The sequence below is a fragment of the Streptomyces humi genome (assembly GCF_001005085.2).
GTDB lineage: Bacteria > Actinomycetota > Actinomycetes > Streptomycetales > Streptomycetaceae > Streptomyces > Streptomyces humi.
Genome location: NZ_LBMU02000085.1, coordinates 1 through 13,998, shown reverse-complemented (window position 1 = coordinate 13,998; position 13,998 = coordinate 1). Strand labels below are relative to the sequence as shown.

12 protein-coding genes and 1 riboswitch are annotated in these 13,998 nt (G+C 69.7%); of the genes, 1 reads left to right on the top strand and 11 read right to left on the bottom strand.

From position 1 onward, the window contains the following. Positions 1 to 65: 65 nt before the first annotated feature. Positions 66 to 2,951, bottom strand: coding sequence for an aminomethyl-transferring glycine dehydrogenase (gene gcvP, locus AAW13_RS33500; protein WP_046727241.1), 2,886 nt, complete (start codon positions 2,949 to 2,951; stop codon positions 66 to 68). A gap of 174 nt (positions 2,952 to 3,125) precedes the next feature. After that, a riboswitch (glycine riboswitch) is annotated at positions 3,126 to 3,220 on the bottom strand. A 113-nt stretch (positions 3,221 to 3,333) separates the two neighbouring features. Between gcvP and AAW13_RS33495 the strand changes: the two genes are divergently transcribed. Continuing rightward, the gene (locus AAW13_RS33495; protein WP_046727242.1) at positions 3,334 to 3,714 is read left to right on the top strand and encodes a PRC-barrel domain-containing protein; all 381 of its coding nucleotides are present in this window, start codon (positions 3,334 to 3,336) and stop codon (positions 3,712 to 3,714) included. On the opposite strand, the gene AAW13_RS33490 is transcribed toward AAW13_RS33495, so the two are convergent. The 10 genes from AAW13_RS33490 to clsA form a co-directional block, all read right to left on the bottom strand. Then, on the bottom strand, positions 3,627 to 5,099 hold the full coding sequence (locus AAW13_RS33490) for a DNA polymerase IV (protein WP_046727243.1): 1,473 nt from the start codon (positions 5,097 to 5,099) through the stop codon (positions 3,627 to 3,629). The two genes, AAW13_RS33495 and AAW13_RS33490, sit on opposite strands and share 88 nt — an antisense overlap. A 60-nt stretch (positions 5,100 to 5,159) precedes the next feature. Then, a complete protein-coding gene (locus tag AAW13_RS33485) occupies positions 5,160 to 5,804 on the bottom strand; it encodes a MerR family transcriptional regulator (protein WP_071659766.1) in 645 nt (214 codons plus the stop codon). A gap of 266 nt (positions 5,805 to 6,070) precedes the next feature. Next, the gene (locus tag AAW13_RS33480) at positions 6,071 to 6,544 is read right to left on the bottom strand and encodes a bifunctional nuclease family protein (protein WP_026253112.1); all 474 of its coding nucleotides are present in this window, start codon (positions 6,542 to 6,544) and stop codon (positions 6,071 to 6,073) included. A gap of 91 nt (positions 6,545 to 6,635) precedes the next feature. Then, positions 6,636 to 7,373 carry a transcriptional regulator FtsR gene (ftsR, locus tag AAW13_RS33475; protein WP_046727245.1) on the bottom strand — a complete coding sequence of 246 codons (738 nt, stop codon included), beginning with the start codon at positions 7,371 to 7,373 and terminating at the stop codon, positions 6,636 to 6,638. Positions 7,374 to 7,414: 41 nt separating this feature from the next. Next, positions 7,415 to 8,245 carry an FHA domain-containing protein gene (locus AAW13_RS33470; RefSeq protein ID WP_206306310.1) on the bottom strand — a complete coding sequence of 277 codons (831 nt, stop codon included), beginning with the start codon at positions 8,243 to 8,245 and terminating at the stop codon, positions 7,415 to 7,417. 190 nt (positions 8,246 to 8,435) lie between these two features. Then, the gene (locus AAW13_RS33465; protein ID WP_046727247.1) at positions 8,436 to 9,272 is read right to left on the bottom strand and encodes a DUF881 domain-containing protein; all 837 of its coding nucleotides are present in this window, start codon (positions 9,270 to 9,272) and stop codon (positions 8,436 to 8,438) included. A gap of 5 nt (positions 9,273 to 9,277) precedes the next feature. Next, positions 9,278 to 9,610 carry a small basic family protein gene (locus tag AAW13_RS33460; RefSeq protein ID WP_046727248.1) on the bottom strand — a complete coding sequence of 111 codons (333 nt, stop codon included), beginning with the start codon at positions 9,608 to 9,610 and terminating at the stop codon, positions 9,278 to 9,280. Then, positions 9,607 to 10,518 carry a DUF881 domain-containing protein gene (locus AAW13_RS33455; protein WP_240528805.1) on the bottom strand — a complete coding sequence of 304 codons (912 nt, stop codon included), beginning with the start codon at positions 10,516 to 10,518 and terminating at the stop codon, positions 9,607 to 9,609. Before AAW13_RS33455 ends, AAW13_RS33460 begins: the two co-directional genes overlap by 4 nt. A 106-nt stretch (positions 10,519 to 10,624) precedes the next feature. Continuing rightward, the gene (locus AAW13_RS33450) at positions 10,625 to 13,120 is read right to left on the bottom strand and encodes a mannose-1-phosphate guanyltransferase (protein ID WP_046727250.1); all 2,496 of its coding nucleotides are present in this window, start codon (positions 13,118 to 13,120) and stop codon (positions 10,625 to 10,627) included. Between the two features lie 126 nt (positions 13,121 to 13,246). Further along, positions 13,247 to 13,855 carry a cardiolipin synthase ClsA gene (gene clsA / locus AAW13_RS33445; RefSeq protein ID WP_046727251.1) on the bottom strand — a complete coding sequence of 203 codons (609 nt, stop codon included), beginning with the start codon at positions 13,853 to 13,855 and terminating at the stop codon, positions 13,247 to 13,249. Positions 13,856 to 13,998 lie beyond the last annotated feature (143 nt).

Sequence of the window (13,998 nt, the reverse complement as noted above, 5' to 3'; positions counted from 1 at the left end):
GAAGCGGGGCCTCCTGCTCGTGTGTGCGGGTACTACGGCTCAGTCCTCTGTGCGGGTACTACGGCTCAGTCCTCGTACGCGTCCAGCGGCGGGCACGAGCACACCAGGTTCCGGTCGCCGAAGGCCTGGTCGATCCGGCGCACCGGCGGCCAGTACTTGTCGGCGGCGGACACCCCGGCCGGGAAGACGGCCTCCGCGCGGCTGTACGCGTGCTCCCACTCCCCGCCGAGCGCGGCAGCGGTGTGCGGAGCGCCGCGCAGCGGGTTGTCGTCGGCGGGCCACTGTCCGGCCCCGACCTTGTCGATCTCCGCACGGATGGCGATCATCGCGTCGCAGAACCGGTCCAGCTCACCCAGGTCCTCGGACTCGGTCGGCTCGATCATCAGCGTGCCGGCGACCGGGAAGGACATCGTCGGCGCGTGGAAGCCGTAGTCGATGAGCCGCTTGGCGACGTCGTCGACGCTGACCCCGGTCGCCTTGGTGAGCGGCCGCAGGTCGATGATGCACTCGTGCGCGACCAGCCCGCCGGGCCCGGTGTAGAGCACCGGGAAGTGCGGCTCGAGCCGCTTGGCGACGTAGTTGGCGCTGAGCACGGCCACCTGGGTGGCCCGCTTCAGCCCCTCGCCGCCCATGAGCCGGACGTACGCCCACGAGATCGGCAGGATCCCGGCCGACCCCCAGGGCGCCGCCGAGATCGGCCCGACCCCGGTCTCGGGCCCGGCGGCCGGCTGGAGCGGATGGTTCGGCAGGAACGGCGCCAGGTGGGCGCGTACGGCCACCGGACCGACGCCCGGCCCGCCGCCGCCGTGCGGGATGCAGAAGGTCTTGTGCAGGTTGAGGTGGGACACGTCACCGCCGAAGTGCCCCGGCTTGGCGAGCCCCACCAGGGCGTTGAGGTTGGCGCCGTCGACGTAGACCTGGCCGCCGGCCTCGTGGACCTGAGCGCAGATGTCGGCGACGTGCTCCTCGAACACACCGTGGGTGGACGGGTAGGTGATCATCAGCACCGCGAGCTCGTCGCGGTGCTGCTCGATCTTGGCCCGCAGGTCCTCGACGTCGATCTCGCCGTCCTCGGCGGTCTTCACGACGACTACCTTCATGCCCGCCATCACCGCGCTGGCGGCGTTGGTCCCGTGGGCCGACGAGGGAATCAGGCACACGGTCCGCTGCGCGTCGCCGTTGGCCCGGTGATAGGCGCGTACGGCGAGCAGCCCGGCCAGCTCGCCCTGGGATCCGGCGTTGGGCTGCAACGACACCTTGTCGTAGCCGGTGACCTCGGCGAGCCGCTCCTCCAGTTCCCGGATGAGCGTCAGGTAGCCCTGTGCCTGCTCGGCGGGCGCGAAGGGGTGCAGCTGACCGAACTCGGGCCAGGTGACCGGCTCCATCTCGGTGGTGGCGTTGAGCTTCATGGTGCACGAGCCCAGCGGGATCATGCCCCGGTCCAGCGCGTAGTCACGGTCGGCGAGCTTGCGCAGGTAGCGCAGCATCGCGGTCTCGGAGCGGTGCTGCTGGAAGACGGGGTGGGTGAGGTAGCCGTCGGTGCGCAGCAGCGCCTCGGGCAGCGTGTCCTCGGTGACGGCGTCCAGCGCCTCGACGTCGCCGTCGACCCCGAAGGCGCCCCACACGGCGCTCAGCTGGGCGCGCGTGGTGGTCTCGTCGCACGCCATGGAGACGTGGTCGGTGTCGACGAGCCGCAGGTTGACACCGCTCTGCCGGGCGGCGGAGACGACCTCGGCGGCCTTGCCGGGCACCCGCGCGGTGAGGGTGTCGAAGTAGGCGCCGTGCACGAGCTCGACGCCGCCGGCCCGGAGACCCGCGGCGAGGACCGTGGCGTACCGGTGGGTGCGCCGGGCGATGGCCTGGAGCCCCTCGGGGCCGTGGTAGACGGCGTACATGCCGGCCATCACGGCGAGCAGCACCTGCGCGGTGCAGATGTTGCTGGTGGCCTTCTCCCGGCGGATGTGCTGCTCGCGGGTCTGCAACGCGAGCCGGTAGGCCTTGTTCCCGTCGGCGTCCACGGACACGCCCACGAGCCGTCCGGGCAGGCTGCGCGCGAACTTCTCGCGGACGGCCATGTAGCCGGCGTGCGGCCCGCCGAAGCCCATCGGCACGCCGAACCGCTGGGTGGTGCCGACCGCGATGTCGGCCCCCAGCTCGCCCGGCGAGGTCAGCAGGGTCAGGGCGAGCAGATCGGCGGCCACGGTGACGAGCGCGCCGAGCTCGTGCGCCTGCTCGATGACGGGCCTGATGTCGCGTACGGCTCCGGAGGCACCGGGGTACTGGACGAGCACCCCGTTGATCTCACGTGCGGCGAGGTCCGCCGGGATGCCCGCGGAGAGGTCGGCGACCACGACCTCCACACCCGTCGGCTCGGTGCGCGTCCGGATCACCGCGATGGTCTGCGGCAGCGCGTCCGCGTCGACGACGTAGACGCCCTTCTTGTTCTTCCCCATGCGCAGTGACAGGGCCACCGCCTCGGCGGCGGCCGTGCCCTCGTCGAGCAGCGAGGCGCCGGAGGTGGGCAGCCCGGTGAGGTCGGCGACCACGGTCTGGAAGTTCAGCAGCGCTTCCAGCCGGCCCTGGGAGATCTCCGGCTGGTACGGCGTGTAAGCCGTGTACCAGGCGGGGTTCTCCATCACGTTGCGCAGGATGACGGGCGGGGTGAAGGTCCCGTAGTAGCCGAGGCCGATCATCGAGCCGAGCACCTGGTTGCGGTCGGCGAGCGAGCGCAGTTCGGCGAGGACCTCGGCCTCGGTCCGGGCACCCGGCAGCTCCAGGCTGTCGGCGTTCTTGATCACGTCCGGCACGGCCGCGGCCGTCAGCTCGTCCAGCGAGCCGTAGCCGACCTGCGCGAGCATCTTGGCCCGCGCCTCGTGGTCGGGCCCGATGTGGCGCTGCTCGAAGGGGATTCCCTGTTCGAGCTCGGAGAGCGAAGGGCGGTGGGCGGTCATTGCGGAGGCCTCCTGGTCTGACGCGACCTTCGAGGGGCACCCCGGCACGGGTACCCCGACGGCCTCCCCCTCTGTCATCTCAACCTGAGAGTTTCGCCGGACGCCCGCGGGCTCCGGCTTTCACCGTCGGTGAGGGCGGACACCGTCGACGTCCGCCCTGCTTTCCAGAGTGACCTCGTCCGTGCGGTACGTGGGCCTGAGAGATTCCGGGGAGGATTTGCTCCTTCGGCGCCTCCGGATTGCCCGGAGGACTCTCCCGCACGGGGTCAGCAGCCGCTGTCAGCGTACCAGCGGGGGCAACGCACGGACCTTCGAGTGGCCGCCTCCTTGAATGTGCTCTTTTGTAGTGCTTACGGATGAGTTGCGACCAAGTGGAGGGCCCGTGCAGACCGACATCGATCCGCGCAACCTGATCGGCCGCAAGGCGTTCGACCGCAACGGCACGAAGATCGGCACGATCGACGAGGTGTACCTCGACGACGCGACGGGCGTGCCGGAGTGGGCGGCCATACGCACCGGCCTGTTCTCCCGGGACGCGTTCGTGCCCCTGGAACCCAGCGAGCTGGTCGAGGGCACCCTGCGCATCCCCTTCGACCGCGCCCTGATCAAGGACGCCCCCGACTTCGGAGTGGGCCGTCACCTCTCCCCGGAGCAGGAGCTCCAGCTCTACCACCACTACGGTCTGGACACGGCGGTCCCGCCCCCGCCCCGCCCGGACCACGAGTTCGGCAAGCTGGCGGGCACGGAGGACACGGGGGCCTGAGGGCCGCCGGCGTCCCGGTGCGGGCCGTCAGGCGCGGCCCCCGCCATGTCCTCCACCAACGGCAACGGATCCGCGGGCTCCAGCTCCGGATCGTCGACCCGGAACGTCCGCACCCGACCCGGCACCAGGGACGCCGGCGTCTCGAAGCGCACCGTCACCCGCCCCAGCCCGCTGCCCTGCACCCATCCGGGTCCGTACTGCGCGTGCCGCACGTCGTGCCCCGCGGGCCAGCGCCGTCCGGCCGCCGCGTCCTGCTCGGCCGCGGCGACCGGCTCCGCGGTCTCCTCCTCCGCCGTGACCTCCGTCACCTCCCCCGCGGCCTGCGCGAACAGGTCCTCCTGGGTGTAGTCGGCCAGGCCCGTCACCCCCACCCCCAGCAGCCGCACGCCGCCCGTCGTGTCCACCGAGTCCAGCAGCCGCGCGGCCGCCTCCCGCACCACCGCCGGATCGTCGGTCGGCCCCCGGAGCGTCTCCGAGCGGGTCAGCGTCGAGAAGTCGTACCGCCGCACCTTCAGCACGATCGTCCGGCCCGACAGCCCGGCTCCCCGCAGCCGCCGCACGCACCGGTCCGCCAGCCGCCGCACCTCCATGCCCACTCGCAGCCGGTCGTGGATGTCCACGTCGTAGGTGTCCTCCACGGACACCGACTTGGCCTCCCGCTCGGCCACCACGGGCCGCTCGTCGTGCGCGAGCGCCATCGCGTACAGCGCGTGCCCGTGGGCCTTGCCCAGCAGCCGCACCAGTTCGTCCTCACCGGCCTCGGCGATCTCAGCGACCGTGGTGATCCCGGCCCGTCGCAGGTGGTCCCCCGTCGCCGGCCCCACCCCCGGCAGGGTCCGCACCGGCATCGGCCCGAGCAGCGCCCGCTCGGTGCCCGGCTCGATCAGCACCAGCCCGTCCGGCTTTGCCTGCTCGGAGGCGATCTTCGCGAGCATCTTGGAGGCGGCGAGCCCGACGGACCCGGAGAGCCCCGTGACGGCCCGTATGTCCGCGCGCAGCCGCTCCCCGACCGATCGGGCCGAGGCCTCGTCCGAGGCCCTCTCACCGGCCTCCAGGTCCACGAACGCCTCATCCAGGCTCAACGGCTCCACCAGCGGCGACAGCTCGTGCAACAGGGCCATCACCTGCTCGCTGATCGAGCGGTACAGCGCGAAGCGCGGCACCAGGTAGGCCGCGTTCGGCGCCAGCCTGCGCGCCTGCGCCATCGGCATCGCGGAGTGCACCCCGAACACCCGGGCCTCGTACGACGCGGTGGCCACCACGCCACGCGGTCCGAGCCCGCCCACGACCACGGCCTTCCCGCGCAGGCTCGGCTTGGACGCCTGCTCCACCGAGGCGTAGAAGGCATCCATGTCGAGATGCAGGACCGTGGGCGCGTTTCTCACGTCTCCGATGCTGCACCACGCCACTGACAACGCGCCGGACGCACCGGACGCGCCGGGAGGTCAGACCGCCTTGTTGCGCCGCCGGGCCAGTTCGTCGGCAGGGTTGTGCCCGACCAGGGTCTCGCCGGTGTCGACGCGTTCGCCGTGCAGCTGGGAGAGCGCGTTCTCCACGTCCCGCCAGACCACGCCGACCGCGATCCCGAAGATGCCCTGACCGCCCTGGAGCAGGGCGTGCACCTCGTCCGGCGAGGTGCACTCGTAGACGGTGGCGCCGTCGCTCATGAGGGTCATGCGCTCCAGGTCGCGGAAACCGCGTTCTCTGAGGTGCTGGACCGCGCTGCGGATGTTCTGGAGGGAGACCCCGGTGTCCAGGAACCGCTTGACGATCTTCAGGACGACGACGTCCCGGAAGCTGTACAGACGCTGCGTGCCCGACCCGTAGGCGGGCCGCACGCTGGGCTCGACCAGGCCGGTGCGGGCCCAGTAGTCGAGTTGCCGGTAGGTGATGCCGGCCGCCGCGCAGGCCGTGGGCCCGCGGTAGCCGATCTCCTCGGTGGCCATGGACGCCGCCCCTCCGCCGCTCGGCACTGCCGTCGGCCGCTGCGGGGCGTGACCGGCTGTGCTGCTGTGAAGCGGGTATGGACCGCTCTCCCCGAAACCGTGTCCGGGGGCACCCCCAGCCGTACCGTCGCCGCTGCTTCTCACGCCGACCTCCGTCCTTGACCTGCCTTCTCGACGGTAGGCAGTCACCAGGGGCGCGTCAACGATCGCCACACTCGGCACGCCGAGTGATAATCACCCTAGGAGTGGTTTCCCGTGCCCCACCGCGGGGAAAGGCTAGCCGAATGCTCTGGCGGGAGGCCGTAGGACGCTCTCAGTGGCCGCTGGCAATTGCCCATGAGTTTCGGCCGCCCCGGCCACGAACCGGCCCGTCACCGACCTTCCGGTGGGTAACGGGCCGCTCGGTTCTCTCACTGGCTGCTGGTGCCGAAGTCCTCGGGCGAGATCTGGTCCAGGAACTCCCGGAACTTCTCCACCTCGTCCTCCTGCTCGTCCGGAATGGCGATCCCCGCGTCGTCCAGCACCGTGTCGCTGCCGTAGATCGGCGTACCGGTGCGCAGCGCAAGCGCTATCGCGTCGGACGGACGGGCGCTCACCTCGACGCCGCTGGCGAACACCAGCTCCGCGTAGAAGACGCCCTCACGCAGGTCCGTGATGCGTACTTCGGTGAGCTCCTGACCGACGGCCTCCAGCACGTCCTTGAACAGGTCGTGGGTCAGCGGTCGCGCGGGGGCCATGCCCTGCTGGGCGAAGGCGATCGCCGTCGCTTCCCCCGGCCCGATCCAGATGGGGAGGTAACGGTCGCCTCCCACTTCGCGCAGGAGCACGATCGGTTGGTTGGAGGGCATTTCCACCCGGACACCTACGACATCGAGCTCGTTCACACAGCAACCCTAGGCCGTGCCCGGGACGTTTGGGTAGTCGGGCCGACAACGCGCGCCCGATCCGGCCTCAGCCCGGGTCCTGTCACTTCGGTCACGGCAGCCGCACCCCGAGTGCGATCTGCACCAGCGCGGCGTGCAGCTTCACCGCGAGCGCCGCCAGCTCCTTCGTACGGGCCTCGGCATGGGCCCTGGTCTGCGGGTTGCGGTGCCGCTTCAGCGGAGCCACCACCTGGTCCACCAGGCCGGCCTCACGGTCGGCGGCGGCCTTCATCACCCGCAGATGGCGCGGCTCGATCCCGAACCGCCCCAGCTCGGCCACGAGCGACGCCACCGTGACCGACTCGGCGTCGTACACGCCGTCCTCCAGCGGGGCGATCAGCCCGTACGACTCCCACTCCGCGAGGCAGCCCTCGTCGATCTCGGCGGCCGCCAGCAGCTCCTGGCGCCCGATCCGCGCCACCGTGGGCGCCTCCGGCACCATCGGCACCGCCTCCCCGTCGCGCTGGCGCCCCAGCACGGGAAGTTGCACGGCCTCACCGCGCTCCATGGCGTCCAGGTGCTCCCGGATGACCTTGAGCGGCAGATAGTGGTCCCGCTGCATCCGCAGGACGTGTCCGAGACGCTGCACGTCCCCGGCGCTGAACTTGCGGTACCCGGAAGGGGTCCGGCGCGGCTCGATGAGCCCCTCCGACTCCAGGAAGCGGATCTTGGAGATGGTGACTTCGGGGAACTCGTCGCGCAGCACGTTCAGCACCGTGCCGATGCTCATCAGCCCGGTTTCCGTGGCGGCGGTGCCATGACCGGCACCGCCGCTCGGTGTGTGCGGCATGGACCTTCTTCCCTGGGGTCCCCCAGACGAGGTCCGGCGGGTCAGATGCCCTGCCGGCTCGCGTAGAAGACCAGCCGGTACTTGCCGATCTGGACCTCGTCACCGTTCGACAGGGCGACCTGGTCGATGCGCTCCCGGTTGACGTACGTGCCGTTGAGGCTGCCCACGTCGGCCACCGTGAAGGAGCCGTCCGGCTGGCGGCGGAACTCCACATGGCGGCGCGAGACCGTCACGTCGTCCAGGAAGATGTCGCTCTGCGGGTGCCGGCCTGCCGTGGTCAGGTCGCTGTCCAGGAGGAAACGGCTGCCGGAGTTCGGCCCACGGCGCACCACCAGCAGCGCGGAGCCGAGCGGCAGCGCGTCGACGGCCGCCTGCGCCTCGGGCGAGAGCGCCGGCACCTGGGTCTGACCGGTGACCTCGGCGTCGTACGCCTCCAGCCCGGAGATCGAGATCGTGGACGTCGTCTCCGACGCCCGCTCGGGAACGGCGCCCGCGCGCAGCGGGGCACCGCAGTTGGAACAGAAGCGGGCGTTCTCCGCGTTGCGGTTACCGCACCTCGTACAAACCAGGGCCGACATGGACGGATCCTCCTGCCGCGGCTGCCCCGCCGGGGCGTTGGACGCGTACGGGCCGGAGGTGAACCCTCCACCCGCACCTGAGGTTGACGGTTGCCCGAAACCTATGCCGCCGGACTGGGACGGGTCAACTGACGGCGCGCCCTGACCTCCCGAAATGTCACCCCCCGGACCAGCCACCTGATCCCGGAACAGGGGGCGCTGGCCCTCTGCGTCGGGCTGTGCGCGATGGCGAGCGGTCGCGTTGTCGCTGCCCTCTCGCGCGCTCTTGCCGAACAACTTCGCAAACAACTTCACGGGCGATTCCCCTTGACCGAAACAGACCCGCCCGTGGGGCAGGACGAACCCTGACTGAATAAACCGGCCGACCCGGACAACCTCACAACGTCCGTATCCACCAAACAGTTTCCACCACGCACCGGGTCCCCGGTGCGCCGACCCCCCGCATCCTCATGCCCTCGCCGGACGTCCCCCATGCACCACCGGTTCACTGTGAGGACGACCGAGCGTAGTCAGGCTCCTTCGCCGGTCGCAAGGCATCCACGACGATCCCGGCCGACCGCTCGACACTCACGGTCGCCTGCTCCTTCTCGAGGGTCTGCACCACGCCTCCGGGAATGTTGAGGGCCGGCTCCAGGTCCTGCGGCTTGCCGATCACCTTGAAAACGAAGGGCTGGGTGATCTTGTTCCCGTCGACGCTGACACTCTTGCCGGAATCGGTGAGATAGGTGCCGGCGATCACCCGGACGCCGTTGACCTGGATCGCCTCCGCCCCGGCCGCACGCAACTCCTGGATCGCGTCGAGCAGCATGTCCGCCTGCACCGTCCCCTTCGGGTCGTCGACCGTCATCGTGATACCAGGACCCTGCGCCGCCACGGTGCCCGCGAGAATGCCGAGTTGCCTCTCCTTCTCGGCCGTCTGCTTTCGGGCCTCCGCGGCCTGGTCGGAACTGCTCTGCAACTCCTGCCGCTGCTTCTCGAGTCCTGTCTTCTCGTCCTCAAGACGCTGAGTACGGTCGTCCAGTTCATCGAGGATGCGAACAAGATCTTCCTGCCGGGCCCCGCGGAGCGCGCTGTCGTTGTCGCTGTTCGACGCCACCTGCACGGCGAGCCCGAACCCGAGCCCGAACAGCAGCACGGCGACGATCAGTTGGGCCCGGCTGGCCCTCGGCGGCCACAGGCCCTGGACCAGCCGCTGCCGACCGGTCAGCCCGGGCTCCGCCGTCGGCTCGTCGGCCACGCCGGCCGCCGGCACCGCCGGGGGCACCTCGGCGGGCAGTTCTCTGCGCAGCCGGTGCTCCGGCCGCTTGTCGTGTTCGCTCATGCCACTCACGCCCGGAAGACGTGCCGCCGGATCGCCGCGGCGTTGGAGAAGATACGGATACCGAGCACCACCACGACCCCGGTGGACAGCTGCGAGCCGACGCCGAGCTTGTCGCCCAGGAAGACGATCAACGCGGCCACCACCACGTTCGACAGGAACGACACCACGAAGACCTTGTCGTCGAAGATCCCGTCGAGCATGGCCCGAAGACCGCCGAAGACGGCGTCGAGCGCCGCGACGACGGCGATCGGCAGATACGGCTCGACGACCGCCGGAACCTCAGGACGGACCAACAGTCCGGCCACGACGCCCACGACGAGGCCAAGTACGGCGATCACGATGTGCCCTTCTCAGTCTTCTCGGTGTACGGCTGCGCAGTACGTACGATCACGCTCGGCGCGGCCGGCAGCCGGACGTCACTCTCCGTGGCGATGGTCGCCCGGATGTCGAAGTTGTCCTCCAGGGCGTGCAGATACAGCCCGTCGGGACTGTCCTGGAACCTGGAGGCGAGGCTTTTCCCGTCCCCCACCGCCAGCACCGTGTACGGCGGCACCAGCGGCCTGTTGTCGACCAGTATCGCCTCTCCGGCGGCCCTGATCGCGGACAGGGCGGTCAGCCGCTGGCCGTTGATGGAGACCGCCTCGGCGCCGGAGGCCCACAGCCCGTTCACGACGCGCTGCATGTCGTGGTCACGGACCCGGCCGGTGTCCGAGAACCCGGAGGTCTCCCGCGGATTGTCGGCGTCACCGCCGGCGGAGGCCTCCTTGGCGTCGTCCACCACCAGCTTCACACCGGGGCCGTGCACCGCCGTGGCACCCGACAGAACGCCCACCAGGTCGGCCTGCCCGCTGCCACCGCTCTCCCTCAGCGCCGCCCGCTGCCGGTCGCTGACGTCGTCCCGCAGCTTGTCGACGTCGGTCTCCAGCTTGTCGGCGGACGTCGTCTCACGGTCGATGCGGTCGATGAGCTCCTGGCGCTCCTTGGCCACCACGGGCGCCGTCACACGCGCCTGCGCGGCTCCCACGGTCACCACGAGCGCCGCGAGCACCAGACCGCCGGCGAGACCCAGCCTGGCCCGGAGGGTCTTCGGCATGCCACCGCCCTCCCCCAGGGCCCGCTTCCGGGCCGCTGCCTCGGCGTACCCGTCGTCGAGGCTGTGATCCATGACGTTGGTGATCAACGACATGGAGGCGTCCGGGCGCTGCGGCCGGGGGACGCTGCTCCGAACGGGGGGTTGCTGCGGCATGCCGCACATCGTCGCACGTCGCGACCAGTACCTCCGAACGGCCCCTCCGGCGTGCCGGACAGGCCCCCTTGGGGACACTTGTCCGGCACGCGCGCGTGCGGCGCGGTTACCGTCCGGCGCTGTCCACGATCGCCGCCCACTCGTCCAACAGGGCCTGCGCGGAGGCGTCGTCGGGCCCTTCCGCCCACAGGTGGGTGACCGCCTCGGCCGGGTCGGGCAGCACCATCACCCAGCGTCCGTCGGTCTCGACGACCCGCACACCGTCGGTCGTGTCCACGAAGCGATCACCGGCCGCCTCGACGACACGCCGCATGACCAGACCCTTGACAGCCCACGGGGTCGCCAGGTCGCGCTTGAGGACATGCGCCCGCGGAATCCGAGCGTCGATCTGGCTGAGCGTGAGCTGCGTCCGCGCCACCAGACCGATCAGCCGTACGAAGGCCGCGGTGCCGTCGTAGACACTGCTGAACTCGGGGACGATGAACCCGCCCTTGCCGTCACCGCCGAAGATGGTGCCTTCCTCACCGCCCACGCGCGTGAGGTCGTCGGGCGAGGTCGTGGTCCACTCGACCTGGGTGCCGTGGTAGGCGGCCACCTGCTCGGCGATCCGGGTCGTGGTGACCGGGAGCGCCACCCGGCCGCTGCGCCGCTCCGCCGCGACCAGATCCAGCATGACCAGCAGCGCCCGGTCGTCCTCGATGATGCGGCCCTTCTCGTCCACCAGGGACAGCCGCTCGCCGACCGGGTCGAACCGCACGCCGAACGCGGCTCCCGAGGACGCCACGATCTCGCCGAGGCGCACCATTCCGGACCGCCGCTGGTCGGCCGTCTCGGTGGGCCGCGCCTCGTTGAGGCCGGGGTTGATGGTCAGCGAGTCCACACCCAGCTTGCCGAGGAGGCTGGGCAGCACCAGCCCGGCGCTGCCGTTGGACGCGTCCACGACGACCTTGAGGCCGGACTCGAGAATCCCGGTCGTGTCGACGTTGCGCAGCAGCGAGCCCGTGTACGAGTCGAAGACGCTGGCCGGGAAGTACAGGTCGCCGATCTCACCGGGAAACGCGCGCCGGTACTCCTGCCGCGCGAAGATCCGGTCCAGTTTGCGCTGGCTGGCCTGCGAGAGGTCCGCGCCGGCCCCGTCGAAGAACATGATGTCGACGGAGTCCGGCACCCCCGGCGAGGTCCGGATCATGATGCCGCCGGCACTGCCCCGCGCGGTCTGCTGCCGCGCCACCGGCAGCGGTACGTTCTCCAGGTCCCGTACGTCGATGGCGCTGGCCTGGAGCGCCGAGATGACCGCACGCTTCAGCGCACGGGCGCCGCGGGAGTGGTCGCGGGCCGTCGTGACGGTGGAGCCCTTCTTCAGCGTCGTCGCGTACGCGCCGGCCAGCCGGACGGCCAGTTCGGGCGTGATCTCGACGTTCAGGATCCCGGACACACCACGGGCACCGAACAGGTGCGCCTGTCCCCGGGACTCCCAGATCACCGACGTGTTGACGAACGCGCCGGCCTCGATGGTCTTGAACGGATAGACCCGGACGTTGCCCTGAACGATCGATTCTTCACCGATCAGGCACTCGTCACCGATGACCGCCCCGTCCTCGATCCGCGCGGCCCGCATGATGTCCGTGTTCTTCCCGACGACACAGCCCCGCAGGTTGCTGTGCTGTCCGACGTACACGTTGTCGTGCACGACGGCCCGGTGCAGGAAGGCTCCGCTCTTCACGACGACGTTGGAACCCACGACGGTGTGTTCCCGGAGTTCCGCGCCGGCCTCGACCTTCGCGTAGTCACCGATGTAGAGCGGCCCGCGGAGTTCGGCGTCGGCGTGCACCTCGGCGCCCTCCGCGACCCAGACGCCGGGAGATATCTCGAAGCCGTCGATGTCGACGTCGACCTTGCCCTCCAGCACGTCGGCCTGCGCCTTCACGTACGACTCGTGCGTGCCGACGTCCTCCCAGTAACCCTCGGCCACATAGCCGTAGACGGGCTTGCCTTCCTTCATCAGCTGCGGGAAGACGTCGCCGGACCAGTCGACGGGAACGTCGGCCTCGACATAGTCGAATACCTCGGGCTCCATCACGTAGATGCCCGTGTTCACCGTGTCGGAGAACACCTGACCCCAGGTCGGCTTCTCCAGGAAGCGCTCGACTTTGCCTTCCTCGTCGACGATGGTGATGCCGAATTCCAGCGGATTGGGCACACGCGTGAGGCACACCGTGACAAGCGCGCCTTTTGCCTTGTGGAAGTTGATCAGTTCGGTGAGGTCGAAGTCGGTCAGCGCATCGCCGGAGATGACGAGGAAAGCATCGTCCTTCAACGCCTCTTCGGCGTTCTTGACGCTTCCGGCGGTACCGAGTGGCTTCTCCTCGTTGGCATAGGTGAGCTCCATGCCGAGCTCTTCGCCGTCACCGAAGTAGTTCTTGACCAGCGATGCCAGGAACTGCACGGTGACAACGGTCTCGGTGAGCCCATGCCTTTTGAGCAGCCGAAGCACATGCTCCATGATCGGTCGGTTCACGACCGGAAGGAGTGGCTTGGGCATGCTGGAGGTCATGGGGCGAAGGCGTGTGCCTTCACCACCGGCCATCACGACGGCCTTCATGTCGGAAGCGTCCTCCTCTAAGAGATGACTGTCTAGCCGACTTCACCCGTCAAGATTGTCCCGCACTTTTGCGCTGCGAGCCATCGAGAGGAATCGAGAGCCACTACGTCCGGACAATCGCCGAGCTCAATCGGCTGTGGCGTCCGCACGGACCAGGCGGCGGACCTGCACCACGTAGAGCACTCCTGCCCACCAGTAGAGGGTTGTACCCCATCCGGCGAACGCCCATCCGAAAATAGCAGCGAGTGACGAGATCCAGCCGCTTCCGTCACTGAGGAGCAGCAAGGGGAACGCGTACATCAGATTGAAGGTGGCGGCCTTCCCCAGGAAGTTCACCTGCGGGGGCGGATAGCCGTGCCGCCGGAGGATCCACACCATCACCAGCAGCATCAGTTCACGCAGCAGCAGCGCGCCTGTCAGCCAGAGCGGCAGGATCTCGCGCCAGGTGAGTCCGACCAGGGTCGACAGGACGTAGAGCCGGTCCGCGGCCGGGTCGAGGAGCCGGCCGAGGCTGCTGATCTGGTTCCAGCGCCGGGCCAGCTTGCCGTCCAGGTAGTCACTGACGCCGCTGAAGAGGAGCACCAGCAGGGCCCAGCCGTCGCTCTTGGGCCCGCCGAACTCGGGCCACAGGATCAGCCACAGGAAGACGGGTACGCCGACGAGGCGCGCCATGCTGAGGATGTTCGGGATGGTGAGTACCCGATCCGTCTGGACGCGGGTCTCCTGGACCTCCACCCGGGGGCCTCCTGTGGTGGGAAACGAGCCAACTTTGCCCCCTGACCTTACCTCAACGCAAAAAAGCTCTGGCTCTTGGGCCAGATGCCCAAGAGCCAGAGCTCTAAAAGGAGTTCGGCGGCGTCCTACTCTCCCACAGGGTC